Consider the following 25,374-nt stretch of genomic DNA (forward strand, 5'->3'; position numbering starts at 1 on the left):
CTGGAACGGCTGCCGCTACAACCGTTTAGTCAAATTAGCCAACTGCTCCCGCATCGCTGGGCCACCGTACAATAATTCTCACCACGATAAAGTCGTTCGGTCAACATGAGTTCGCCGGGCGGTTACGGTGATTGCCTTTTTGAGCGTATGGTATGTTTGTGAATGATCCATAAGGTGTAAGTGAACATCCTTATTTGATTCGCTGGTTTTAAAGACACTTACAGCGGCATTCAATGAGGCTGCTTGCTCTTCCAGTTTTTCTGTTGATTCACTTGCCTGCTCCACCAGTGCGACATTATGCTGAGTGATTTGATCAATCTCTGAAATCGCACTATTAACAACAGAAATTCCCGCGCTTTGCTCTTGGCCAGCAATTGAGATCTGTTTGATCAGACCTGTAATCTGATCAACGTTTGTGGCAATCTCTCTCATGGTCGTGCCAGCACTGTCTATCATGCGGCTTCCGTGTTGGACAGCATGACTGGATGCAGTAATCAATGCCTTGATTTCTTTTGCTGCTTCAGTACTACGTTGAGCCAAGTTGCGAACTTCTGATGCTACAACGGCAAATCCTCGTCCTTCCTGACCCGCGCGCGCTGCTTCTACCGCTGCATTTAATGCCAAAATATTGGTTTGAAATGCAATGCCATCCATGACGCCAATGATTTCAGAAATTTTACGTGAGCTTGAAGTCACTGTTTGCATGGATACAATGGTGTCTTCCATTACTACCAAACCTTGTTGTACCCGTTCCGCAGAGGTAGTGATTAATTGGTTTGCCTGACCCAGATTGTGGGCATTTTCCGTAATTGTCGCTGTCAGTTCCTCAATGGAACTTGCAGTTTGTTGTAAGGAGCCAGCCTGATTCTCAGTTCTGTCGGCTAAATCGGTATTTTCATTGTGAATTTCATGTGCAATCAGATTTATGTTTTCAGCACCAGAGCGAATGTTATTAACCAATTTGCTCAGGCCTTGATTCATCCTCATGACTGCATTAATCAATTGCGACAACTCGTCTTTACCGTTACTTGTGACATTACTTTGCAGATCACCAGCAGCAGTATTGGCAATGATGTTTGTCAGCGTTGATAGATCTCTGAGCATGGCGATATATATACCTGCCAGGCAATAACTGGCTGCCAATAATAAAATAATAATGAGTATTATTTTTTGCAGATTGTCTTGGTTTACTTCGGAAATATGTTGCTCCAGCACATCATCAATGGCCGCTGAAATATGGTCATTCGACTTTACCAGTTGCATTAATGTGTCTTTGCCCGCAGCGTAAAAAGCGCTGCCGGATGTTTGATTGACGGATGCAAGTACCTGGTCTTGAGATTGGTCCAGAAACTTTCGAGCACTCTCAATTGCTTTTTCTACTTCTGCAAATTGTTGTTTGTTCTGTTGATGATTCTGGTTTTGTTTTTCAAGTGATTTCAACTGCAATGGGAGTTGCTCCAGCTCATATCTGGTCAGCATTTGCAGGGAATTCAGCATCACATCTTCCCCGCCTTCCAGTAAGCCACTATCAATATAAGCTGCGCCACGCCCTGTCATTGTCGCAATCTTTTCCGTGATTTGAGGAATGTTGATCAAATACAGATTGGCCAGCAGATGCGTATACAGGTCGCTATCCAGTGCCAGTTTAGAGGTATTTGCGAGTTGATTGATTTGTGAGTTGATGGCGTTGATCAACGTTGTGTGTTGTTGAAAACTATCGACCGCTTTAAGATCGTCCGTTTTGGAAACCAATGTTTTCCATGAGGCCTGTATCTGATTCGTTGTAGTCGTATCCGATAAAGTTTGGCCTATTTGAGTTTCCAAGGTGCCAAGTAATGAGTTCAATTGTTTATTACCGATCAGTTTCATATGCTGAAGTGATCTATGTTGCTGGAGCAGCAGGATCAGGTGCTGCTGTCGCTGTATTTGCTTGATCGCGATTTGTTTATCTCTGGCATATGTCACTTCTGCGCGCATATCTTTGATCAGGAACGCGAGTGTGACAACAATCGGTATGGCAAAGGCGAGTGCAACGAGTACAAATTTTTGTCTGATACGGAAAAAATGCATCAGTCGTACAGCGGGAGTCATGAATGTGAACACTGTTATTTCTTTTCTAAATACAAATGGAGAATGTTGATTTTAGGCAAGATTAACGATGGATTGTGACTTTGTTATGACAAGAAGATATTTTATTGGAATAACTACATGTCAAAAATAATTACTCTATGGACATGCGTAGATCGACATCAGTGCCAAGACATTGGTAATGAGAGTCGGGGAGTTCAATGCGGGAGATTGAAGCGCTTCGGAAAAGGCAACTGCGCTGAGCCTTACAAAACATTCAAAATAATGGCGTCCTGCCTTGCAATTCAGGATTAATCATTTTGGATATTCATTTTCTTTCTCGCTGACGTAGAAAGAAAAAGGGCTTAACAATATAGTTAAGCCCTTCAAAATTTGGCTCCCCGACCTGGACTCGAACCAGGGACCTGCGGATTAACAGTCCGTCGCTCTACCGACTGAGCTATCAGGGAATAGAAGATTTGGTGATCTTCATTAAACTTTATTGTAGTGATTTTTTTATTAAGTTCACTACTTACTTTAAATTCTGTGGCTCCCCGACCTGGACTCGAACCAGGGACCTGCGGATTAACAGTCCGTCGCTCTACCGACTGAGCTATCAGGGAACAGAGACAAACATTATAGGCTCGGGAGGTCGTATTGTCAATCCCTTGGCTACTTACAGAACCTTGGCAATCGCATCAATAACGTTGTCGATATTTTTGCTGTTCAACGCTGCGACACAGATACGGCCTGTATCCACGGCATAAATGGAATTGCCATCGCGCAGTTGGCCGACTTGTTCCTTGGTCAATCCTGAGTAAGAGAACATGCCGCGTTGCTGAATCACAAAATCAAAGTTGTGTCCTGGTGCTTTTTCTTTCAACTTTGAGACAAAAGCATTACGCATTTCGCGGATACGGACACGCATACCTGCCAGCTCTTCTTCCCACAACTGACGCAGCTCTGGTGTGGAGAGAACAGTAGCGACTACTTGACCGCCATGCACTGGTGGGTTGGAATAGTTTGTACGAATGACGCGCTTCAGTTGGGACATGATGCGGGCTGCTTCGTCTGCACTGGAGGCCGCGATGCTCAGTGCGCCTACGCGTTCACCATACAGTGAAAAGGATTTAGAAAAAGAGTTGGAGACAAACAATGCACCACCAGCTTCGGCGAAACGACGAACGACCTTGCCATCTGCTTCAATGCCATCACCGAAGCCTTGGTATGCCATATCAAGGAAAGGGATCAAGCCACGCTCTGTGACGACAGAAATAACTTGTGTCCATTGTTCTTCTGTTAAGTCAGCGCCTGTTGGGTTGTGGCAGCATGCATGTAACAACACAATAGAGCCGGATGGCATTGTATTCAGGCAATTCAGCATGCCGGAAAAATTAACGCCACGTGTTGCAGGGTCGTAGTAAGGATAGTTGTTGACAGTAAAGCCCGCTGATTCAAACAGGGCGCGGTGATTTTCCCAGCTTGGGTCGCTGATCCAGACTTGTGCGTCAGGAGCAAAGCGTTGCAGGAAATCTGCGCCCAGCTTCAATGCGCCTGTTCCGCCGATGGCTTGCGCTGTAATGGCACGTTTCTCAGTCACTACGGCGCTATTAGCACCAAATACCAGTTCTTGTACTGCTTTATCGTAAGCAGCCAGACCTTCAATAGGCAAATAAGTACGTGGTGCATACTTTTCGATCAGAATTGCTTCTGCCTTTTTTACGCATTCCAACAATGGTACTTTGCCGTTGTCATCGTAGTACACGCCAACACCAAGGTTTACCTTGGCAGGATTTTTGTCCGCGTTAAAGGCTTCGGTGATGCCTAAAATTGGATCGCGAGGAGCCATTTCAATGGCGGAAAACAGAGGAGAAGAGGCTGGAGCAGTCATCGTGATAATATGGAAAGTAGTCTGTCGTCACCGACAGTAAAGGTTGGAATAATACAAAATGCGGATTACATTCGACTTACGTAAAATCGGTTCTGCAGATTGTCCCGCAGCGGAGAACGTCAGATAAGACGAATTCTGCGTCAGATACTTGTGTGGGTAACACTGTCGAGCACTATTTTACGTAAATTTTATTACAGCCCCTAATTTTAACAAAGGTATGGGTACCATGGCGGTCGCTCCTGTGAATTCAGTTGCTTTATCTGAAGAATTAGATGAAGCAAAATTTATATCGTTTCCTAATTCACCATTTCAGCTCTATCAATTGTTTCAGCCCGCAGGAGATCAGCCTGCGGCAATTGCACAATTGGAAGAAGGGATCAATGATGGTCTCTTTTTTCAGACCTTGCTGGGTGTGACCGGTTCAGGCAAGACCTACACCATGGCAAACGTGATTGCCCGCACCGGGCGTCCGGCGATTATCTTTGCGCCGAATAAAACCCTGGCTGCGCAGTTGTATAGCGAGTTCAGAGAGTTTTTTCCACGCAATGCAGTGGAATACTTTGTTTCTTATTACGACTACTACCAGCCAGAAGCCTATGTCCCACAGCGGGATTTGTTCATCGAAAAAGACTCTGCCATTAATGAACATATAGAGCAGATGCGTTTGTCATGTACAAAATCGCTGATGGAGCGCCGGGACGTGATTATTGTTGCAACAGTGTCAGCTATCTACGGTATAGGTAATCCTAACGAATATCACAAAATGATATTGACCCTGCGTGCCAGGGACAAAGTCAGTCAGCGAGATGTTATTGCCCGTCTGATACAGATGCAATATTCCCGCAATGAAATTGATTTTGGGCGCGGTACATTCCGGGTGCGCGGCGATACCATTGACATTTTTCCGGCAGAGCACGCGGAACTTGCCGTCCGGCTGGAAATGTTTGATGACGAAATCGACAATCTGCAATTGTTTGACCCCCTGACAGGGCGTATTAAACAAAAAATTGCCCGTTTTACGGTTTATCCTGGTTCGCATTACGTGACTCCGCGTGAAACCGTCTTGCGTGCCGTCGAAACGATCAAAGAGGAACTACGGGAGCGACTTGATTTTTTCCGTCGCGAAAACAAGCTGATAGAAGAACAGCGTATTGAGCAACGTACCCGCTTTGATCTGGAGATGATGGCCGAAATCGGTTTTACCAAAGGCATTGAAAATTACTCCCGCCATCTGAGTGGCGCAAAAGCAGGGGAGCCGCCGCCTACGCTGGTGGATTATCTCCCTGCCGATGCACTGATGTTTCTGGATGAGTCCCATGTGTTGACTGGGCAATTAAATGGGATGTACAACGGCGACCGTGCACGTAAAACGAATCTGGTTGACTATGGTTTTCGCCTTCCTTCCGCGCTCGATAATCGTCCTTTGAAATTCGCTGAATTTGAAAGCAAAATGCGGCAGACTGTATTTGTCTCCGCCACACCAGGGGATTACGAACACACTCATGCAGACCAGACCGTGGAGCAGGTCGTGCGTCCGACAGGACTGGTTGATCCGGAAATCGAAGTACGTCCGGCATTAACGCAGGTCGATGATCTGATGAATGAAATCGTCAATCGGGTCAGCAAAAATGAGCGTGTGCTGGTAACGACTCTGACGAAACGCATGTCAGAACAACTGACAGAATTTTTAGGTGAAAATGGGATCAAGGTTCGCTACTTACATAGTGATATCGATACTGTCGAACGTGTCGAAATTATTCGTGATCTGCGCCTTGGGACTTTTGATGTGTTGGTCGGGATTAATCTTTTGCGGGAGGGACTCGATATTCCAGAGGTGTCGCTGGTAGCGATTCTTGATGCAGATAAAGAGGGTTTCCTACGTTCAGAGCGCAGCTTGATTCAAACCATCGGGCGTGCTGCGCGTAACTTGCATGGCAAAGCGATTTTATATGCGGATAAGGTCACTGATTCCATGCGCCGTGCCATGGGAGAAACTGAACGCCGTCGCAATAAGCAATTGGCGTTTAATCTGGAAAACAATATCACTCCAACCGGTATTCGTAAGCAAATCAAGGACATTATTGACGGCGTCTATCATCAACAGGAAGCCAGAGATAATTTAGCCGTTGCTCAGGAGCAGGCCAAGTATGAAGTGATGAGTGAAAAACAGATCAGTCGTGAAATCAAGCGCTTGGAAAAACTCATGCTGGATCATGCTAAAAATTTAGAGTTTGAAAAGGCAGCCCAGGTACGTGATCAGCTCGCGCATCTGAAAGAATTATTGTTTGGTGCCGGTGGTCACGACGCGATATCAGTGATTGCACGGTGATTTTCCGTCAACCGGCGATGAATTGAATATTGATTTACGCCAGATAAATTTTTACTGGTTAGCCCGGCTTACCTGAATTAGCCTCTCTTGTGCACTTGCATTTGAGAGGTTTTTTTAATGTTTAAAACTGAAGTATATTCTGGTAACGACGCTGGTATACCAGTCGCGATAGCAGGTTACTCATGACGATTGCTGACTTGATGTGGCAAATCCAGAACTAATTTTCTTTTTAGGACTCTATCGTTGCTGTCATCTCGTCCGTATGGCGATTTCACCCACGTATCCGGCTCTATATCAATAAGGAGGCAGCAGTAATGCGGCATATTCAAAAGAAAATGATCGCCAGTCTGGTGGCTGGTGTCTGTTTTGCACTGTCGCAAGCACATGCAGATACGCTGCTGTTGAGGCAGCCCAGCGTATCAGGCCAACATCTGGCGTTTGTTTACAGCGGTGACATCTGGTTATCTGACAGAGATGGGCAACATCCTGTGCGGCTGACCACGCACGCAGCAGCAGAATTTGCCCCTTCATTTTCACCTGATGGTCAGTGGCTGGCATTTTCTGCGTCCTACGACAAAAATACCGATGTCTATGTCATGCCTGCCGATGGAGGCGAGGCCAGAAGATTAACCTGGCATCCGGGTGTTGATACCGTGGTTGGATGGAGCCAGGACAGTAAAAAAATTATCTTTTCTTCTGCGCGTGAAATTGCAAATAGTCGGAGTACCCAGTTATTTGAGGTGCCGGTTGACGGAGGTTTTGAGCAAAAAATGATGGAGGCGATTGCGCTGGAGGGGAACTGGTCAGGGGATGGCAAGTTATTCGCGTACAGACCTTTTCCGCAGGCCTATGCCGGAACCAGCGGCTGGCGCCAGCATCGTGGAGGAACAACGCCGCCTATCTGGATCTTGGATAAAACAGGAAATCAGCTGGAAAAAATTCCTCATGTGAATGCCAGTGATAAATCGCCAGTCTGGATTGGTGATGATGTTTATTTCATTTCTGATCGTGATAATGTCGCCGCGAATGTCTTTGTGTACCGGCGGCAAACCAAGCAGGTTGAACAACTGACGAAAGAGACACAGTGGGATGTTCGTACCTTGAGTGGATTCGATCATGCGATTGTCTATGAAGCAGGTGGAGTGCTTAAGGAGCTCGATACTCGTACCGGCCGCAGCAAAACTATTCATATTGATCTGGGCTCTCAGGCGAGCCAGGCGATGCAAGTGCGGCCACAATGGAAAGACGTTGCAAGCAACCTGACCTCGGCCAGCCTGTCACCTACGGGGAAGCGTGTAGCAATTACAGCAAGGGGTGACGTATTCACCGTTCCAGTCAAGGATGGTTCCGTACGTAATTTAACGGAAACCTCTGGCGTGCGTGAAAAAGATGCGATCTGGAGTCCGGATGGTAAGCAGATTGCATACCTGTCAGATGTGGGTATGGAGCATCAGATTGTAGTGCGTGACCAACTGGGAAACGATGCTGTCCGCACATACTCCTTGGGGAAAGTGGGTTACTACACCTTGCTCGATTGGGCACCGAATAGCCAGATGATCGTGTTTCAGGATAATCATCTGCACTTGTTCGCATTACATCTGCCTCAGGGGAAAATTATTCGCCTCGATGAAAGCGCACGGCGCGCAGATTTTACTGTTTCTTTTTCCAGTGACAGTCGCTGGCTGGCGTACACAGTGACTGGCGCTAATCATTTTTCACAAATCAAATTGTATGATTTTCAGAATGGTAAAAGCACGGCTCTGACGGACGGTTTGAGTGATGCCGGTAACCCGGTATTTGCACCGAAGGATTATCTGTATTTCACGGCTTCAATCAATGCGGGGCCAACCCATGTCGGACTGGATATGTCGACTCAGGAGCGGCCGTTGCGCAATGGTCTGTATGTCGCTGTGTTGGCGGCCGATGGCAAATCCCCTTTATTGCCGAAGTCCGGTGATGAAGACATGAAATCAGGTGATAAAGCCGACAAAGCCGCTAGCGATAAAAAAGCAGACGCGAAAGGCGATGAAAAGGCGGAGCAGAGTAAAGGCGAATCCCCAAAAGACGATGCGGCAATAAAAAATACTAAGCCAGTCCGGATCGATCTGACCGATATTCAGCAGCGCATCGTAGCGTTGCCTGTGGCAGAAAAAAATAATCAACATTTGACCGTAGCTTCTGACGGTGCGTTATTTTTTCTCGAGCGGCCGCAGCCGGGCGCCAGCAACGAACCACCACCGGATCGTAGCCGGAATACTGCAAACCTGATGCGCTTTCATATGGAAGACAAAAAGGCAAAACTGGTGAAGGCGGGAATCCATGATTACAGCATGAGTGCCGATCACAAAAAGCTGCTGCTGGAATATACAGGATCAAAACTCGAGATCACGGATGCGGTCGAGAAAATAGAAACGAAGCCAATCAATCTGAGCGGCTTGAAAATGCGAATTGATCCACGTGCCGAATGGGAACAGATTTTCAATGAAACATGGTGGATGGAAAAAGAATTTTTCTATGATGCCAATTTGCATGGAATCGCCTGGGACAAGGTGTATCAGAAATACCATCCTTTACTTCGGTATGTACAAAGAAGGGAAGACTTGAATGATTTGCTGGTCGAGATGATTGGTGAATTGCAGGTCGGACATAATCGTGTGGGCGGCGGCGATGTACATCAGGAATCCGCGGTTGCTGTTGGTTTGCTGGGTGCGGATTTTATGATTGACAAAGAGCATCTGCGGATCAAGCATATTCTGCGGGGAGATCGCTGGAATCCGTTCCTGAGCGCACCTTTGGCCGTACCTGGGCTGAATGTCCGGGAGGGAGATTATTTACTCGCGATAGACGGCAAGACTGTGAACAGCAAAACAAATCTGTATTCACTACTGGAAAACACGGTAGGCAAACAAGTCACTTTGACGCTTGCCCGTGATCTGGCGAATAAACAGACACATCAGGTCATTGTGCAGCCAGTGGCAAGTGAAACGGAGCTGCGTCAATGGAACTGGGTGGAAAAAAATCGCGACTACGTACAGAAAAAAACAGCCGGTAAAGTGGCCTATGTTTATCTACCCAATACAGGAGCGGATGGTTATCAGTACTTCAACCGCATGTTTTATGCTCAGGCAGACAAGTCAGCTCTGATTATCGATGAGCGCAGAAATGGTGGTGGTCAGGCTGCCAACTACATCACTGATGTACTGAGTCGACCATATCTGGCCGGTTGGAAAGATCGCGATGGGCTGATTTATGAAACACCTGGTGCCGCCATCTATGGCCCTAAAGCTATGTTGATTGATCAGGATGCCGGATCGGGCGGGGATTTTTTACCTTATGCATTCAAACGTTTAAGGCTGGGTACGTTGATCGGCAAGCGAACCTGGGGGGGCTTAATCGGCATCTCTGCTAATCCGAATTTGATCGACGGTGGTAATCTTGTCGTCCCGTTTTTCCGTTTCTTTACGCCGGATAACGAGTGGCGTGTTGAAAATGAGGGCGTGACGCCGGACATTGACGTTGATCTCGATCCCTTGGAAGTCAATCGTGGTCATGATCCGCAGCTGGATGCCGCCATCCTGCATGTCATGGATAAGCTGAAATCCTATAAGGATGTGAAACTTTTATCCTCTCCACCTATGCCCCAAAAATTAGGAGAATAATCTGATCTGTATAGCAGCGATCTGTTTCGATTTCTGTCAGGATCAGAAATGAGAGTCGCTGCGCAAAAACAATATAAGTAATACAGGAAGCAGGAAGTACCAATAAAAAAATCCCGGAACAAATGTATTCCGGGATTTTTTTATAGAACTGACGCAACATTGTTCCTGCAAGGCATGGCAGCGAGGGCAGTATGTGTTTGTCTGGCCTGTACCGCGCTGTAGCGGCTTATGCCGAACCTTTACAAAATTTACTGTGTTGTACAACCAGCAGCCATAACGCTGTTGCGGCAGCTATGCGTAAATCCTGTTTGTTCGTCTTGACCTCTATCTTTCCTCTGCCAGTATCTTCGCGCATTGTTACTGGCTCATACACACCTGGTTTCGACCACCTTGTTTGGCCAGATACAGCATGGCGTCCGCCTGTAAAAATAAATCGTTTTCTGTTTTGCAGGCGGGGTACGCGGCGACTCCGGCGCTGAAGCTGAACGCTTTATGCTCCCCTGGCTTGACTTCAAAAATCACTTTGCCGAACGCATCGCGCATGATGTCGAGTTTTTCTTTTCCTTGTTGCAGTGAGCAATTCCAAAATACGACGACAAATTCTTCGCCACCGAACCGGCTGAGTAAATCATGTTCTCCCAATTGTGATGACAGCAGCAGCGATAATCGTTTGATGACAATATCGCCAAAATAATGACCCCAGGTGTCGTTGATCACTTTAAATTTATCGATATCAATCACGCCGTAAGCGAGCGAAGTTTCGGTGCGGTTGGCGCGACGTATCCATTCTTGCGCTTTTCTTTGCAGACCGATTTTATTCAGTAATCCTGTCGCTCTGTCACGACTGATCAGGTCTTTGCTGGAGCGAATTTTATTGATGCGGTTGAGTAATAAGCGAGTCAGAATCTCCTCATCATTGAGGGTCATGATTTCATCAAAGCCACTGTCGAGCGCCTGTCTGGCTAATTGCGCATCCGGATTTTTTTGCAGCATAATGATTTCGCGACCGGGATCGAACTCGATGTTTTTTTTCAGTACGCGCACCAGTGCTTCTGTGTGTTGGTATTGCGCTTCGTCGATCAGCACAATATCAGGCAGTGTTTCTTTGACGCGGACATGCAGCGTACGGGCATCCTGAGTGTGTATGAGGTCAACCTGTTGCTGTGCCAGCAATGTCGCATTCAAGGGAACCTGATCGCCAAGGTAGATGAGGGTGTTGGATTCGTCGCGCTTCTGCAAGCTGAACAGGTTGAACAGTTTATCGACAAGGACATCGTTGGCGATGGGCTTTTCGGCATAAGCAAGACAATTGCTGTCGACCAGTTTTTGTTGCAACAGGAAACGTTCTCCCTGACGCACGGTTTGCAGATAGACGTAGTCATGATGTGCAGGCAGGCGTTCAAGCAGGTCACTCAGGAACATGGTTTGACGCCGCTGTTGCTGCATATCATTTTGCATGTTGTATAGCACGTCGAGATCTATGACGAACAGATGGTATGCGTCAGAGTGTTCTACTGCTCTGACGAAATCACTCATCTGATCAAAAAACAGAATATCATAATCGTACTTGTGAGCACATAGTAACAACTCGTCTTTATTATCTTTAATGAAAAAAGTCTGAGCCAGTAACATGACCTTGTTTTTATATAGTACGCCGGCTTCCGCCATAAGCTCTCCGCTCTTCTGTTGCCTTGCTGTTGGTACGATCGTTGATGTCGCGTTGTGTTGGTCGATTTTATCTGAGTTCAATCGGTACTTTGCATAGTAGATTTAATTATTTATGGCAAACGTGTTTTTCTGTTTTTTTTGAATGCAATACCGTGTCGCGCAATCATTGATCTCATACCTGTTTTTTTTGAATCTACTCCCAAACCATTCATGTTACTCAAGCCACATTTCATATGACAAATGCAATGTTAGCGACCTTTCGTTACGGCAATATGTATCAGATCAAGAAGCGCGCACATTGATGTAGTAACCTGTCATTACCACATGACTCTGAATTTGCTCAACAATCAAATCCCTTATAACGATTTCAGGAGACATCATGGCAAGCAAAAAAATTCTTATGCTGGTAGGTGATTTTGTTGAGGATTACGAGGCAATGGTGCCGTTCCAGACATTGTTGGCAGTCGGGCATCAGGTGCATGCCGTGTGTCCTGATAAAAAAGCTGGTGATTTTGTTGCCACCGCTATCCATGATTTTGAAGGGCAGCAGACGTATACTGAAAAACTAGGGCATCGCTTTACGATTACGCATGATTTTGCCCAGATCAATGAGCAGGATTATGATGCTTTGCTGATTCCAGGTGGGAGAGCGCCAGAGTATCTGCGCCTGAATCCCCGTGTAATTGCGATTACGCAGTATTTTGCACAGAATAAAAAACCGATTGCCGCCGTTTGTCACGGTGCGCAGATACTTGCTGCGGCGAAGGTCATTGAAGGAATTCGTTGCTCCGCCTATCCTGCCTGTCAGCCAGAAGTGGAGGCAGCGGGCGGGCATTATGCGGCAATCGCTGTGACCGAGGCGGTGACGGATCAGCATTTTGTGACGGCACCGGCCTGGCCAGCACATCCAGCATGGATGGCGCAATTTCTGGCGCTGTTGGGTACGCAAATTCACTTATAGGCGACAGCGAACCGTATAATCATCATCGGATATCGGTCTGATCATGATGCGGAGAAGAATATGTGTGAGATTTTTGTCAAGGCTGACGCCAGTCTGTATGAATCTAAGGCGCGCTCCATTCGTTTGCATGGTGTGGTGACTTCGATACGACTGGAAAAAATGTTCTGGCTGACGCTACAGGAAATCGCTGAGCGTGATGGGATGAATACCAATCAGCTCATCACGAAGTTATATGATGAGCTGATCGCCTATCGGGGACAAATTGATAACTTTTCTTCATTCTTGCGTGTCTGTTGTTTGCGCTATACCTCGCTGATGGCGGAAGGGGGAATTCCCGTTGATAAAGGTGTGCCTTTAGCGGTTGTGAAGGACGCAAACCATAGTCCAAGGTTTCTGATTTGAATGTTACGTTCACTCAGGATTGATGGAATGTCGGTCGAATACCGATTGGATATTGCTTGAATTCTGATTAGTTTTTGATTCCTTGTTGATTGAGTTCCCTCGTCTGTATTTATCGTCTGCTATAAGTTACGAGCAGCAAGCCGATGCGTGACAAATTTGGTGCGTCACGATTTTCTTTTCTATCGCTAATGAGCTGATAGCCTTCCGTTCGTTCTTTTGATTGCAGTGCTGAAAGTCGTATCGACATGTGTTGGCGCCGGGACATACATTGATCTGATGCGCATCAGGTGTTGATTGTGTCCTTAAAAAGACATACTCCCACCTTCATTTCCCCATTATTGCCTGAAGACCTGATGAAATAAGGTGGGTTTTTATATACTAGGGGGAGTATATTTTTACTCCAAAACTCTATTTTGGAGAGGTTTAACGGGTTTGGTGCCGCAGTCAGCCTGCTTCGGTACCTTGGCTGACGGATGATTTGGTCATCAGAAAAGCGACTTGTGCCTTCTGTGCTATGTGCGGTGTTAGTGATCTGATGAGATGATATAAGTGGAACGGAGCAAAAAAATACCGGGATAACCCGGCATTTTTTCTGCTGTTTAAAGATGCACAGATACACCATCAACGAACAGGTGTCTGCTGACAAGCATCACCCTTCGGCGACTCGCTTCGCAATATGAGCGAGAGCTTCTTCGACCTGATCAATCAGAATCAGGCAAAGATCACCAGCGGCAAGTCTGTCCATCGCCAGATCAATGGCGATGAATTCTCCATTAATTTCATCGATGCGAGTGGTTTTGGTGGCACTTTTCAGACCTTCACGTAACAGCGCAACAACCTCGCCATCAGCACGACCGCGTTGACACTGATCCTGATATAACACGACATCGTCAAAGGCTTCACCCAGAATCTCTGTTTGCTGACGAATATCCTGATCGCGTCGGTCGCCCGCGCCACTGATGACAACCGAGCGGCGATTGGCTGGCATGGTTTCGACTGCCTTGACCAATGCCAGAATCGCATCCGGGTTATGGCCATAGTCGGCAATCAGCGTTGCGCCACGGAAGTTAAATATATTAAAACGCCCTGGTGCATTATCTGCTTCATTGGCAAAAGTTTTCAATCCGATACGGATCGCATCCCAATCAATCCCCACTGCCCAGGCGGCGGCGACTGATGCCATGACATTTTCAACCTGAAAACCAATACTGCCATTTCTGGTAATCGGAATGTCGCTGAGGCGGATATGCTCTCTCGATTTACCTTCGCCGGCAATGAGCTCACCATTGTCGATATAGACAACCCGTTTACCTTGAGCGCGATGCGCCGCCATCACCGGATGCTGCGGATCTGCCGCAAAGAAAATGACGGCGGAAGGGCAGTTGGCTGCCATACTGGCCACAATCGGGTCGGCCGCATTCAGTACTGCATAGCCGTTGTCTGCGACATTCTGCACGATCACACGCTTCAGAACGGCCAGGTCTTCGACGGTGGTAATGTAATTCAACCCTAGATGATCGCCGGAACCAATATTCGTGACTACTGCGACCTGGCAGCGGTCATACGCCAGACCCTCACGCAATACACCACCGCGCGCGGTTTCAAATACGGCTGCATCGACATCTGGATGAGACAAAACATTGCGCGCGCTGCGAGGGCCGCTGCAATCACCGCTGTCGATCTGGCGACCATTCACATAGACGCCGTCAGTATTGGTCATGCCAGTACGCAAACCGCTGGCACTCATCAGATGTGCAATCAGACGCACCGTGGTTGTTTTTCCGTTCGTACCGGTGACGGCAACGACGGGAATGCGTCCATCTTCACCTTCCTCAAACATGGCATTGACAATCGCTTCGCCGACAGCGCGCCCTTTACCAAATGAAGGTGACAAATGCATGCGCAGACCTGGTGCAGCATTGACTTCAACGATGCCGCCGTTCTGTGCTTCGATCGGTTTTAAGACGCTGTCGCAGACCAGATCGACGCCACAGATATCCAGTCCTATCATTTGCGCCGCAGCGACTGCACGAGCAGCAACTTCTGGATGCACGTCGTCAGTCACATCCGTTGCGGCACCACCGGTCGACAGGTTGGCATTGTTACGCAAGATGACCCGTTGACCTTTCGGCGGAATGGAGTCTGCTTCAAACCCTTGCTTCGCCAAGCTTGCCAGTGCGATGTCATCGAAACGAATTTTTGTCAGAGAGGTGGAGTGACCACTACCGCGACGCGGATCGAGATTGACTTGTTCTACCAGTTGCCGCACGGATTGCTTACCGTTTCCTACGACTTGTGGTGGATCGCGGCGTGCTGCTGCAATTAACTTGTTACCGATCACCAATAAGCGGAAATCGTTGCCCGGCAAGAAGCGCTCAACCAGAATATCGTCGCGGAATTCACTGGCAGCATGAAATCCGGCCTCAAGCTGTTCGCGGGTGGTGACGTTGACGGTAACCCCTTTACCCTGATTGCCATCCTTTGGTTTTACTACCACCGGTAAGCCGATTTCCATTGCTGCTGCCCATGCATCATCGGGACTTTCTACTGAGCGTCCGAGTGGCACCGGAACTCCGGCAGCGTGCAATAATTTCTTTGTGAGTTCTTTATCCTGAGCAATCGCTTCAGCAATAGCGCTGGTGCCATCCATTTCGGCGGCTTGAATTTTGCGCTGGCGGGAACCCCAGCCAAAGGCGACAAGGCTTCCATCCGTCAGGCGACGGTAGGGAATATTGCGGGCAACTGCGGCATTGACGATCGCTCCGGTTGACGGGCCAAGACGGACATCTTCGTCGAGTTCGCGCAATTGTTCCAGCGCGGCATTGAGGTCAAATGCTTCATTGCTGAGTGCTGCCGTAATGAGTTTTTCTGCCAACTCCAGAGCCATACGACCCACGGCTTCTTCTGAGTATTCAACCACAACCTGAAAAATGCCAGGTTCCAGTGTTTGCGTGGTGCGGCTGAATGTGACCGGACATCCGGCCTGTGCTTGCAGACCGAGCGCAGTCAATTCAAATACATGCGCCATCGGAATATCATCATTGTGACCTGTCGGTTGCAATATGCTTAATTCCGGAAACAGGGCACGCAAGCGGTCTTCAAATCCGACCAGTTCCGCGATGGAACATTCAGCCTCGTTGCAGGCAACGATAGCTTCGACTGCCGTATGATGGCTCCAGAGATTTGGGCCGCGCAGTGCACGGATGCGTGATACTTCCATAAAACGTAGTCCTGTTGAAAGAGGGCTTTATTGACTCAATTGAAGTATTACCCTGCAAGCACTGAAAAACCAGAGATACGATTTTCGGATTGCCAGCAGGGAAAGGGCTTCGATAGAATCAAATGATGATAATGGGTTAATTAATTGGGTTAATTAATTGGGTTAATTAATTGGTCAATTAATGGGTTAATAATAACGTTATTGATATTGATAACGTTATTAATAGGTTGCCTTAAAACTGGAATCGAAGGTTTTTAGTCCGGCACCAATCAATTCTGGCGTGATATCTAAAGCCCATGCTGCTGCTACTGCCGCCAGCACAGCTTCGGGCTGCGCTGCCTTGGTCGGTTTCAGTGAGCTCAGAGGTAGTAAGGCTGTTTCATCACGTCCGCTGGCGAGAACAATATGATTATTCCTCAGGAACACCACACGCTCTCCCTTCGCCCGATGATCGGTAATGACTTGATTGGCAGCATCCAGCGCATAAAAAATCACAGCACCGTCACAAAGTTCCGCTAACTCGACCACAGCAGCCTCGCTGGCGTTTAATACGGCAACACCTTCCGGCAAGATAACATCAACCTGCGTGCGCATGACCTTATACATCTGATCAGCATCATTGATATAAAACGCACCCAAATCGGCATGTCCATCGAGATCCGTCACAACACCAACGGAGCATTTATCGTAGGGCAGACCATCTTTCAGAATAGCGCCTGCATTGGTCTCAAACACTGCTGCCTGTACAGAGCGATTGATCAGTAATCGCTGGCCGGATTCCCAGTCGGCACAATTTCCTTCATTCACCAGACGTTTATTCAGATACAGACCCTGAGCACTGGCAACGCCGGTTTGTTTGCCGCTGATATGGAGTAGCGCGGATACCAGTCGTGCAATCAGACTCGTATGCCGGGTTCCTGCTACGCCGACAATCTGGATACGTCCGGTCTCTTCCTCGGTAAACAGATGGTCGATAATGGCAGTACCTACAGCCCGTCCTTCGCCATTGGCTGGTTTGATATGTGCTAATAAGCCGGGACTGGCATTCACTTCGATAATCGCGCCGCCAGTCTGATACAGAGGTTTGGAAATATCCTCAGTGACCAGATCAACACCCGCAATGTCCAGTCCAACGATACGTGCTGCCAGAGTCGCTGCTTCAGCAACGTCCGGATGAACATGGTCGGTGACATCAAGCGCCACATTGCCGTTGAGTTGAATCAGCACTTTTTGCTGTGCTAATGGCACTGAATGGGCATCCATGCCTTGACGTTGAAGTTCCAGAATAACTTCTGCTGCAACTTGTGGTTGAATAATATTTAAGGGGAATTCTTCTGTCGTACCACGGCGTGGATCGGTATTGATCTGGGTATCCACCAGATGCTGAATCGTTGACTGACCATCGCCAGTCACCCACAGGCATTCGCCTTTTCCTGCTGCAACCACTTTGTTGCCGACGACCAGAACACGATGTTCGTCGCCAGTAATAAAACGTTCAACGATGACGCTTTTGCTGTCACCTTTTCGGGCTGCAAGATGGTACGCGGCTTCGACATCGGCCTGTGTCATCAGGTTGAGAGAAACGCCACGGCCGTGGTTGCCATCATAAGGTTTGACAACGACAGGCAGGCCAATATCCTGCGCTTCTTCCCATGCCTCTTCTGCACTACGGACAATGCAGCCTTCCGGTACGGGTACGCCACAGGATTTAAGCAAGGTTTTAGTCAGATCTTTATCGCTGGCGATACTTTCCGCAATCGCGCTGGTGCGATCGGTTTCTGCTGTCCAGATACGGCGCTGTGCTGCACCGTGGCCCAATTGGACCAGATTGCCATCCGTCAGACGAATAGAAGGGATTTTACGGTCGGTAGCTGCATCCACGATGTGAGCTGTACTGGGGCCAAGGCAGCGCGAATCAACCATGTCGGTGAGTTCGACTAATTTTGCGGGCAGATCAAAAGGCGTATCCTCGATTGCGGCCATCAGCAAATCTTTCCCGATTGCCAGTGCTGCGCGTCCTACCTGTTCTTCCCGGGTGCGAAATGCCATTTTGTAGACGCCAATGACATGCGTGGAGCGTGTCTGGCCAAATCCTGTACGCATGCCAGCAAGGTTTTGCAGTTCGAGAACAATATGCTCAAGAATGTGACCAGCCCATGTACCTTCACGCAACCGTTCCAAAAAACCGCCTCGTTCACCGACGCCGCAACGATGTTCAATGATGCCTGGTAACCAGGTTGTCAGGCGTTCGTATAGTCCGGGTAGTTTGTTCGATGGGAACTCTTCGAGTTCGCCTATATCCAGCCAGGCTTCGATCACAGGGCGATAAGTCCAGATATTCGGTCCGCGCAAATGGTTGACGCGGAGAATGCTGATGTCTTTCTTCTTTGTTGTCATGTAAGTAATTTTCTGGGGGCCAAATAGACGTGGCCTGTTCTGATCATTTTTTGCAACTAATAGAGAGCTGATGTTCGTATCGTAAAAATAGACAATAAATAAACAATGAATAGACAATATTTAGTGTTGATTGCAGCATTGACTCATTGTTAACTTCGTATTGATTGTTAATTCAATCAATACTCGATTCATTCATGGTATTTAATTTCTATTTTTATATTCAATTCTGTTTTCGATATAAAAAGCACTATCCGGAAAAATGCTTGCTGGTATACTTGCGCCTTAGCGCAACAGTAATTCACCCTCTCGATCAGTTTCATTAAATCATTGTTGTTTCGATAGAATACCGTAAATTACTACCTCCGTGATATGGCTTGCTCCATGAACGGAACCCAACTGATCCCTTTTTTCAAAAAAAATGTCCCGAATTTATCCGGGGCCAGCTCTTGAGCCGGAGTTTGTTTCACGATGACCACACCACAATTCAGCCAACCGCAGTCTATTTTATCTCTCCCTGCATTCTGGCAATCTGAATTGATTCCGCAGTTGACTACTGGCGAAAACGTCCTGGCCACGGTGGAGGTTGACCTTGACCGTAAATTACGTTTTGTTAAAGGCGTGATTGTTGTCACGGATCGTCGATTGTTGGCAAAGACACCGGGCGAGCAGGAGTGGAAATGCTGGCCTTACACTCAAGGGCTGCAATTAACGCATCATGACCATGCGGGTGTTGGGCATTTGCAGTTGTCGGACACGCAGGGCTTGTTGGCTGACTGGCGTTTTACGCTAGGACAAAACTTACATGCTATTCGTTTGCTGGATCACTTTAAAGAACAGCTACGCAGCCATGTCACCGGGCAGCCGGTGGTCAAAGCAGAGCAAAATATTTGCCCGAGTTGCAAGGCGATACTGGAGCCTGAGCAGGAGGAGTGTCCTGTTTGCACCAAGGTCATTTATACGCCGCCATCGACATGGACGCTTTTCCGCCTGTGGCGTTTCGCCCATCCCTACCGTATCCCATTGTTCATCGGTTTTATGTTGATGCTGTTAGGAACCGCAGCACATATGATTCCTCGTTATCTGACTAAACCATTAACTGATGAAGTACTGATACCTTATCAAAATGGCCAATACGTTGACCCTCATCTGGTCACGCTTTATATCGGCGGTTTGCTGGGGTCTGCGGTGGTTGCATGGCTGTTGAGTTGGGGGAAAACATATATTCTGGCGCTGGTGTCTGAACGCATAGGTGCTGATTTGCGGACAGCGACTTATGAGCACTTACTGAAATTGTCACTGGAGTATTTTGGTGGAAAACGGACTGGCGATTTGATGTCTCGTATAGGAAGTGAGAGTGACCGGATTTGTGTTTACCTCTCTTTGCATTTATTGGATTTTGCGACTGACGTGCTGATGTTCGTTATGACCGCGGTAGCGCTTTTGCAGATCAATACAAAGCTTGCACTGGTGACGTTGTTACCTTTGCCATTTATCGCCTGGATGATACATCTGGTTCGCGACAAACTCAGAACAGGTTTTGAGAAAATTGATCGCGTATGGGGGGAAGTCACAAACGTGCTGGCCGATACCATTCCAGGGATTCGGGTCGTCAAAGCGTTTGCACAGGAAAAAAGGGAAGCTGGTCGCTTCCGTGAGGCCAATAAGCATAATTTGGCTGTGAATGACAAATTAAATAAAGTCTGGTCGCTGTTTTCGCCAACGGTTTCTTTTTTGACGGATCTCGGTATTCTGGTTGTCTGGGGCTTCGGTATCTGGCAGGTATCGCATAATGAAATCACAGTCGGTGCCTTGGTCGCTGCGGTTGCTTTCATTAGTAATTTTTATGGTCGCATTGACTCCATGAGCCGCATCGTGTCCGTGACGCAGAAATCAGCGTCAGCCGCAAAACGGATTTTTGATATCCTCGATCACGTATCCAGTGTCCCCGACCCACAAACTCCTGTGAAAGTGAATGAAGTCAAAGGGCAAATCGAATTACGTGAAGTGGGCTTCCGGTATGGTAATCGTGCGGTCAATCGTGGTATCAATCTGAGTATTCAACCTGGAGAAATGATTGGTCTGGTAGGCCACAGCGGCTCTGGAAAAAGTACACTGGTTAATCTGATTTGCCGTTTTTACGATGTATCGGAAGGTGCGATTCTGCTTGATGGTGTGGATATACGTTCTTTTGCCGTGTCGGATTATCGTCGCAATATCGGCTTGGTATTGCAGGAGCCTTTCCTCTTTTTCGGCACCATTGCCGAAAATATCGCCTACGGAAAACCTGATGCCACACGCGAAGAAATCATCGCGGCAGCTCGCGCGGCGCATGCGCATGAATTTATTTTACGATTGCCACAAGGCTATGACTCGATGGTAGGTGAGCGTGGTCAGGGCTTGTCGGGTGGCGAACGCCAGCGCATTTCGATTGCCCGTGCCTTGTTGATTGATCCTCGTATTTTGATTATGGACGAAGCGACATCCTCCGTTGACTCGCAAACCGAAAAAGAAATTCAGAAGGCGTTGGATAATCTGGTGCAAGGCCGCACGACGATTGCGATTGCACATCGTCTGTCAACCTTGCATAAGGCCGATCGTCTGGTGGTGCTCGACAGAGGACAGGTAGTTGAAATTGGAAGCCATGATGAACTGATGGCAAAACAAGGTGCTTATTACGATTTGTATCAGGCGCAAGCGAGAAATGCGGAACTGGCAGGAGACGAATAAGATGAGCACGACAAAATTTGAATTAAGCCGTAATACGTTCGGTAAATTAATACTCACCACTGCAGAAGGCGAGATATTTGAGGGGGTGACTCCTGTTCGCGCGTTTCCGATTCAATCGCCAATGATCAGTATTTCCATGGTACTGGGGGACGGCAGGGAAGTTGCTTGGATAGATCAGTTGAATGATTTGCCAGAATCTACCCGAGAGTTGGTGGTTGATGAGCTCGAAGGGCGTGAATTTATGCCGGAAATTTCGCATATAAAAAACGTTAGCAGCTTTGCATTGCCTTGTACCTGGTTCGTCAGCACAGATCGTGGCGAGACTGAATTTGTTCTCAAAGGAGATGAAGATATACGCCGTATCGGGCAGTCATCTTTGCTGATTAGTGACAATCATGGCATTCATTTTTTGATTCGGGACATGTTTTCCATTGATAAGCATAGCCGTAAAATTTTGGATCGTTTTTTGTAGGCGTTTTGCTCCTATCTCACTTGGATTGCAGTGAGGTTCTGCTTAAGTTGCAAGACAAATAATATCCTTATGGCAGACCAACACTCTGCCATAAGGTTCTCAGAGTTCTGATAGATCTTGTTGTACATAGAGATGCGTTTTTTTCTGATCGCCCTCCAATGTCAGGACATCAATCAATGAAAATCCCAGCTTTCGTAGCAGGTGTTGAGAGCTCAGATTATCTGGAAACGTCATTGCTGCAATGCTGGTCATGCCTAATTCTTCGCGGGCATAGTGCAACACACTTTGTGCAGCTTCCAGGGCATAGCCACGACCCCAGTATTCAGGAAGAAACGCATAGCCGATATCTGCTGTCTCCAGATAATCGCGTTTGATGAGCCCACATATCCCCATCGCGACAGAGTCTTCTTTTCTTTCGACGATATACAGACTAAATCCGTTTTTATGTTGACTCGCTATCGGGCCATTTAACAGCGCAGCTTCTGCCTGTTGCACATCATGTATCCCTCTATCGCCAATATTTTTAATCCATGATGGCTCATTCACCATTTTCAGATAGAATCCGGCATCTTTGATGTTGATGCAGCGCAATATTAATCGTTTCGTTGAGCATACTTGCATAAATGGTCACTTGATTGTTGAGTCATATTCATCGGAGACATCATGCCATTTCTAAATTTTTTAACATCATTGTCATGCTAACTTTGTCGTCAAAGCGACAGAAGTGGATTGAAAATTCGTTTGCACGACTTTTTTTCTTACGATCACTATCTTATCGGCGTAAGATAAATCGTCGACCTGGACGCTATAGTTTGCTCAAAAAGCCAAGCCGTATCGCACCATAAGCCAAGCCGTATCGCACCATAATTCTGAACCAAAATTAAAGGGGAAATGATGAAGTCTTTGAAGACCAGACTAATCGTTGTTATCGCATTGCTTGTGACTATGTGCACCATATTCTTGACGGTGGGTAGTTATTTGCGAATGAAATCGCAAATTGAGCACGATCTCAGTAATGAAATCCGCAGCGTAGCGGCGAGTTATAACGCGGTGTTAAGTAACTGGATACAGGTCAACACGTCTATGGTGGCGAGTTTGTCAGAGGCGGTTGCTAATGGCAATGATCTTGTCTCTAGTTTAACAATGATCAGTAAAGGTGGAAATTTTCTCAGTGTGTATCTGGGACAGCCAGATAAAACATTTACTAATTTTCCTGCCAGTCCACCTCCCGATGGCTACGACCCGACAGTGCGTCCTTGGTATAAAGCCGCAATGGAAGCCAAAAAGCCAATTGTGACTTCTGCCTATATGGGAGTGAATCCACCTGGACTGATGATCTCGTTTGCTGCGCCAGTCAAGGGCGGAGAAGGTGGTGTCGTTGCTGCAGACGTATTTCTTACCAAAATTGTTGAACAGATTCTGACCATTAAGCTGGCCGGAGATGGATACGCGTTTTTATTGGACAAATCAGGTCTGGTGTTAGCTCATTCTGATCAGAATAAAGTACTGAAACCTGCAAAGGAATTGTCCAGTGATTTAGGCGTGGATAATCTGGATAATTTATCCCGGCAAAATGAACCTATCGTGACAGATATCGGTGGCACATCACACTTTCTGTTTTTGCAGAAAATTACGGGTTCCGATATTTATCTGGCGCTGGTCGTGAATAAAAAGAAAGCACTGGAAGCACTGGATCAATTGCTGATGATTTCTGGTGTGGTATTTCTCGCCATGCTGGCGGTGGTATTGCCTTTATCAACATGGCTTGTGGGGCGGATGCTTGCAGGACTGCAGCGAGTGCGGAACGCCATGTCTGATATTGCGCAGGGTGGGGGGGATTTAACACGCAAGATTGATGTAGAGGGTGAAGACGAGGTAGCACAAACGGCCGAGGCGTTCAACCGTTTCCTTGAGCAACTGCGGGTGATGGTGGTAGATGTACGCAGGGCGACGGATTCCATTACCGTTGGCGCCACTGAAATTGCAACTGGCAACATGGATTTGTCCGGTCGTACAGAGCAACAGGCTTCGTCGCTGGAGGAAACAGCAGCCAGCATGGAGGCGTTGACGGAAGCCGTAAAGCATAATGCTGATAGCGCCCGGGAAGCAAACCGGATGGCGGTGAATGCGTCCGACGTAGCAACGCAAGGCGGCGAAGTTGTCAGTAAAGTAGTTAATACTATGCAGGGTATTTCAGATAGTTCGCGCAAGATTGTCGATATTATCAGTGTGATCGAAGGTATTGCATTTCAAACCAATATTCTGGCCTTGAATGCTGCGGTTGAGGCAGCAAGAGCAGGTGAGCAGGGACGAGGGTTTGCTGTTGTTGCGAGCGAAGTGCGTACTTTGGCGCAGCGTAGTGCTGCGGCCGCGCAAGAAATCAAGAGTTTGATTGAAGACTCTGTGAGTAAGGTGAATGAAGGCTCTGATCTGGTGGATAAGGCGGGGCAGGCGATGAACCGTATCGTCTCTGCGGTCGATCAGGTGGCGGCGATTATTAATGAAATCACCTCTGCATCTGTCGAGCAAAGTGATGGCATTCAACAGGTCAATGTCGCTTTGGCTCATATGGATGAAGCAACACAGCAAAATGCAGCATTGGTTGAAGAGGCAGCAGCAGCGGCAGGTTCTTTGGAGGAGCAGGCTAATATTTTGAAAACGGCCATGTCCGCATTCCGCATGGAACATCAGAATTCACCTGCACGCGTTACCGCAGTACCGCAATCAAGCTGGGCAAAAAACAAAGCTTCTGCCCGTAGTCTTGAATATGATGAGTGATCGGTCTTAGTTCAGGGTAGCAACCACAGGCGCATGATCTGATGGTTGCTCCCATTTACGTGGGATTTTGTCGATCACACAGGCGGTACAGCGTTTTGCTAATGAAGCAGAAAGTAAGATGTGATCGATACGTACGCCTTTATTCAATCTGAATCCAAGTGCACGATAATCCCACCAGCTAAATGATTTTTCAGGTTGTTCAAATTGTCTGAAACTATCGCTCAGACCAAGATCAAGCAAGGATCGCAAGGCACTTCTCTCCTCTGGTGAAACCAGATTCATGCCTTCCCAGGCAGCGGGATCATGAACATCCCTGTCCTCGGGCGCGATGTTGTAGTCACCCAGAATGGCTAACTCAGGATACTGTTGCATCTCAGCCTTGATCCAGTTTTCCAAAGCAGCCAGCCATTTCAGTTTATATTGAAATTTATCCGACTCCGGCGCCTGACCATTCGGAACATAGGCGCAAATAATGCGCATACCTTGTATTGTTGCAGCGATAATGCGTTGCTGTTCATCTTCAAATTGCGGATTGTTTTTTTGGATATCCGACATCGGATGCCTGGATACAATGGCGACGCCGTTGTAGGTTTTCTGACCAGTAAACGCAACATGATAGCCAGCCGCTTCTATTTCTGATTGAGGAAACTTGTCATCTGTGAGTTTGGTCTCCTGTATGCACAAAACATCAACGGGATTACTTTCCAGCCATTGCAATACTTGAGGCAGCCTGACCTTCAGGGAGTTAACGTTCCAGGTTACTAATTTCATGTCAATATCGTATGGGTAGGGTTGGGGAAGAA

General features: G+C 47.5%; 14 protein-coding genes and 2 tRNA genes. 7 read left to right on the forward strand and 9 right to left on the reverse strand.

What is annotated here, in order from left to right:
• Positions 1-78: 78 nt before the first annotated feature.
• The 4 genes from ACO0LB_RS18275 to ACO0LB_RS18290 all read right to left on the reverse strand — a co-directional run bounded on the left by ACO0LB_RS18275 (position 79) and on the right by ACO0LB_RS18290 (position 3,958).
• Positions 79-2,091, reverse strand: coding sequence for a methyl-accepting chemotaxis protein (locus ACO0LB_RS18275; RefSeq protein WP_423051706.1), 2,013 nt, complete (start codon positions 2,089-2,091; stop codon positions 79-81).
• A 370-nt stretch (positions 2,092-2,461) separates the two neighbouring features.
• Positions 2,462-2,537, reverse strand: a tRNA-Asn gene (locus tag ACO0LB_RS18280).
• A gap of 77 nt (positions 2,538-2,614) precedes the next feature.
• Positions 2,615-2,690, reverse strand: a tRNA-Asn gene (locus tag ACO0LB_RS18285).
• 53 nt (positions 2,691-2,743) lie between these two features.
• Positions 2,744-3,958 (reverse strand): aromatic amino acid transaminase, encoded by a 1,215-nt coding sequence (locus ACO0LB_RS18290; RefSeq protein WP_423051708.1) that lies wholly within the window; start codon positions 3,956-3,958, stop codon positions 2,744-2,746.
• Positions 3,959-4,184: 226 nt separating this feature from the next.
• On the opposite strand from ACO0LB_RS18290, the gene uvrB reads away from it, so the two are divergent.
• On the forward strand, positions 4,185-6,287 hold the full coding sequence (gene uvrB, locus ACO0LB_RS18295) for an excinuclease ABC subunit UvrB (RefSeq protein WP_423051710.1): 2,103 nt from the start codon (positions 4,185-4,187) through the stop codon (positions 6,285-6,287).
• 314 nt (positions 6,288-6,601) lie between these two features.
• On the forward strand, positions 6,602-9,946 hold the full coding sequence (locus tag ACO0LB_RS18300) for a S41 family peptidase (protein WP_423051712.1): 3,345 nt from the start codon (positions 6,602-6,604) through the stop codon (positions 9,944-9,946).
• A gap of 357 nt (positions 9,947-10,303) precedes the next feature.
• Here ACO0LB_RS18300 and ACO0LB_RS18305 read toward each other — a convergent pair whose 3' ends face one another.
• Entirely contained in the window at positions 10,304-11,614 is a 1,311-nt protein-coding gene (locus ACO0LB_RS18305; RefSeq protein ID WP_423051714.1) for a diguanylate cyclase, read from the reverse strand.
• A 379-nt stretch (positions 11,615-11,993) separates the two neighbouring features.
• Here ACO0LB_RS18305 and ACO0LB_RS18310 point away from each other — a divergent pair, with 379 nt between their 5' ends.
• Positions 11,994-12,575, forward strand: a complete 582-nt coding sequence (locus tag ACO0LB_RS18310; RefSeq protein WP_423051716.1) for a DJ-1/PfpI family protein — start codon at positions 11,994-11,996, stop codon at positions 12,573-12,575.
• A 60-nt stretch (positions 12,576-12,635) separates the two neighbouring features.
• The gene (locus ACO0LB_RS18315) at positions 12,636-12,977 is read left to right on the forward strand and encodes a ribbon-helix-helix domain-containing protein (protein WP_423051718.1); all 342 of its coding nucleotides are present in this window, start codon (positions 12,636-12,638) and stop codon (positions 12,975-12,977) included.
• 649 nt (positions 12,978-13,626) lie between these two features.
• On the opposite strand, the gene cphA (ACO0LB_RS18320) is transcribed toward ACO0LB_RS18315, so the two are convergent.
• Entirely contained in the window at positions 13,627-16,197 is a 2,571-nt protein-coding gene (cphA, locus tag ACO0LB_RS18320; RefSeq protein WP_423051720.1) for a cyanophycin synthetase, read from the reverse strand.
• 219 nt (positions 16,198-16,416) lie between these two features.
• Positions 16,417-18,594 (reverse strand): cyanophycin synthetase, encoded by a 2,178-nt coding sequence (gene cphA, locus ACO0LB_RS18325; RefSeq protein WP_423051722.1) that lies wholly within the window; start codon positions 18,592-18,594, stop codon positions 16,417-16,419.
• Positions 18,595-19,062: 468 nt separating this feature from the next.
• Between cphA (ACO0LB_RS18325) and ACO0LB_RS18330 the strand changes: the two genes are divergently transcribed.
• Positions 19,063-21,321: an ABC transporter ATP-binding protein gene (locus ACO0LB_RS18330; protein WP_423051724.1), complete on the forward strand. Its 2,259-nt coding sequence runs from the start codon at positions 19,063-19,065 to the stop codon at positions 21,319-21,321.
• A 1-nt stretch (position 21,322) separates the two neighbouring features.
• Positions 21,323-21,793 carry a DUF1854 domain-containing protein gene (locus ACO0LB_RS18335; protein WP_423051726.1) on the forward strand — a complete coding sequence of 157 codons (471 nt, stop codon included), beginning with the start codon at positions 21,323-21,325 and terminating at the stop codon, positions 21,791-21,793.
• Positions 21,794-21,892: 99 nt separating this feature from the next.
• On the opposite strand, the gene ACO0LB_RS18340 is transcribed toward ACO0LB_RS18335, so the two are convergent.
• Positions 21,893-22,384 carry a GNAT family N-acetyltransferase gene (locus tag ACO0LB_RS18340; protein ID WP_423051728.1) on the reverse strand — a complete coding sequence of 164 codons (492 nt, stop codon included), beginning with the start codon at positions 22,382-22,384 and terminating at the stop codon, positions 21,893-21,895.
• A gap of 393 nt (positions 22,385-22,777) precedes the next feature.
• On the opposite strand from ACO0LB_RS18340, the gene ACO0LB_RS18345 reads away from it, so the two are divergent.
• Positions 22,778-24,571 (forward strand): methyl-accepting chemotaxis protein, encoded by a 1,794-nt coding sequence (locus tag ACO0LB_RS18345; RefSeq protein WP_423051730.1) that lies wholly within the window; start codon positions 22,778-22,780, stop codon positions 24,569-24,571.
• 6 nt (positions 24,572-24,577) lie between these two features.
• Here the strand turns inward: ACO0LB_RS18345 and xth are convergent, their stop codons facing one another.
• The gene (gene xth, locus ACO0LB_RS18350) at positions 24,578-25,342 is read right to left on the reverse strand and encodes an exodeoxyribonuclease III (protein ID WP_423051732.1); all 765 of its coding nucleotides are present in this window, start codon (positions 25,340-25,342) and stop codon (positions 24,578-24,580) included.
• Between the last annotated feature and the right edge of the window lie 32 nt (positions 25,343-25,374).

This window comes from Undibacterium sp. SXout7W, assembly GCF_049339385.1.
Taxonomy (GTDB): Bacteria; Pseudomonadota; Gammaproteobacteria; order Burkholderiales; family Burkholderiaceae_D; genus Undibacterium.

What these genes read in the sequence shown, in the direction of transcription:
- uvrB (WP_423051710.1), top strand. Translation starts at nt 4,185, where the DNA reads ATGGCGGTCGCTCCTGTGAATTCAGTTGCTTTATCTGAAGAATTAGAT.
- ACO0LB_RS18315 (WP_423051718.1), top strand. Translation starts at nt 12,636, where the DNA reads ATGTGTGAGATTTTTGTCAAGGCTGACGCCAGTCTGTATGAATCTAAG.
- ACO0LB_RS18300 (WP_423051712.1), top strand. Translation starts at nt 6,602, where the DNA reads ATGCGGCATATTCAAAAGAAAATGATCGCCAGTCTGGTGGCTGGTGTC.
- ACO0LB_RS18345 (WP_423051730.1), top strand. Translation starts at nt 22,778, where the DNA reads ATGAAATCGCAAATTGAGCACGATCTCAGTAATGAAATCCGCAGCGTA.
- ACO0LB_RS18305 (WP_423051714.1), bottom strand. Translation starts at nt 11,614, where the DNA reads ATGGCGGAAGCCGGCGTACTATATAAAAACAAGGTCATGTTACTGGCT.
- ACO0LB_RS18330 (WP_423051724.1), top strand. Translation starts at nt 19,063, where the DNA reads ATGACCACACCACAATTCAGCCAACCGCAGTCTATTTTATCTCTCCCT.
- ACO0LB_RS18275 (WP_423051706.1), bottom strand. Translation starts at nt 2,091, where the DNA reads ATGACTCCCGCTGTACGACTGATGCATTTTTTCCGTATCAGACAAAAA.
- ACO0LB_RS18335 (WP_423051726.1), top strand. Translation starts at nt 21,323, where the DNA reads ATGAGCACGACAAAATTTGAATTAAGCCGTAATACGTTCGGTAAATTA.
- cphA (WP_423051720.1), bottom strand. Translation starts at nt 16,197, where the DNA reads ATGGAAGTATCACGCATCCGTGCACTGCGCGGCCCAAATCTCTGGAGC.
- cphA (WP_423051722.1), bottom strand. Translation starts at nt 18,594, where the DNA reads ATGACAACAAAGAAGAAAGACATCAGCATTCTCCGCGTCAACCATTTG.
- ACO0LB_RS18290 (WP_423051708.1), bottom strand. Translation starts at nt 3,958, where the DNA reads ATGACTGCTCCAGCCTCTTCTCCTCTGTTTTCCGCCATTGAAATGGCT.
- ACO0LB_RS18310 (WP_423051716.1), top strand. Translation starts at nt 11,994, where the DNA reads ATGGCAAGCAAAAAAATTCTTATGCTGGTAGGTGATTTTGTTGAGGAT.
- xth (WP_423051732.1), bottom strand. Translation starts at nt 25,342, where the DNA reads ATGAAATTAGTAACCTGGAACGTTAACTCCCTGAAGGTCAGGCTGCCT.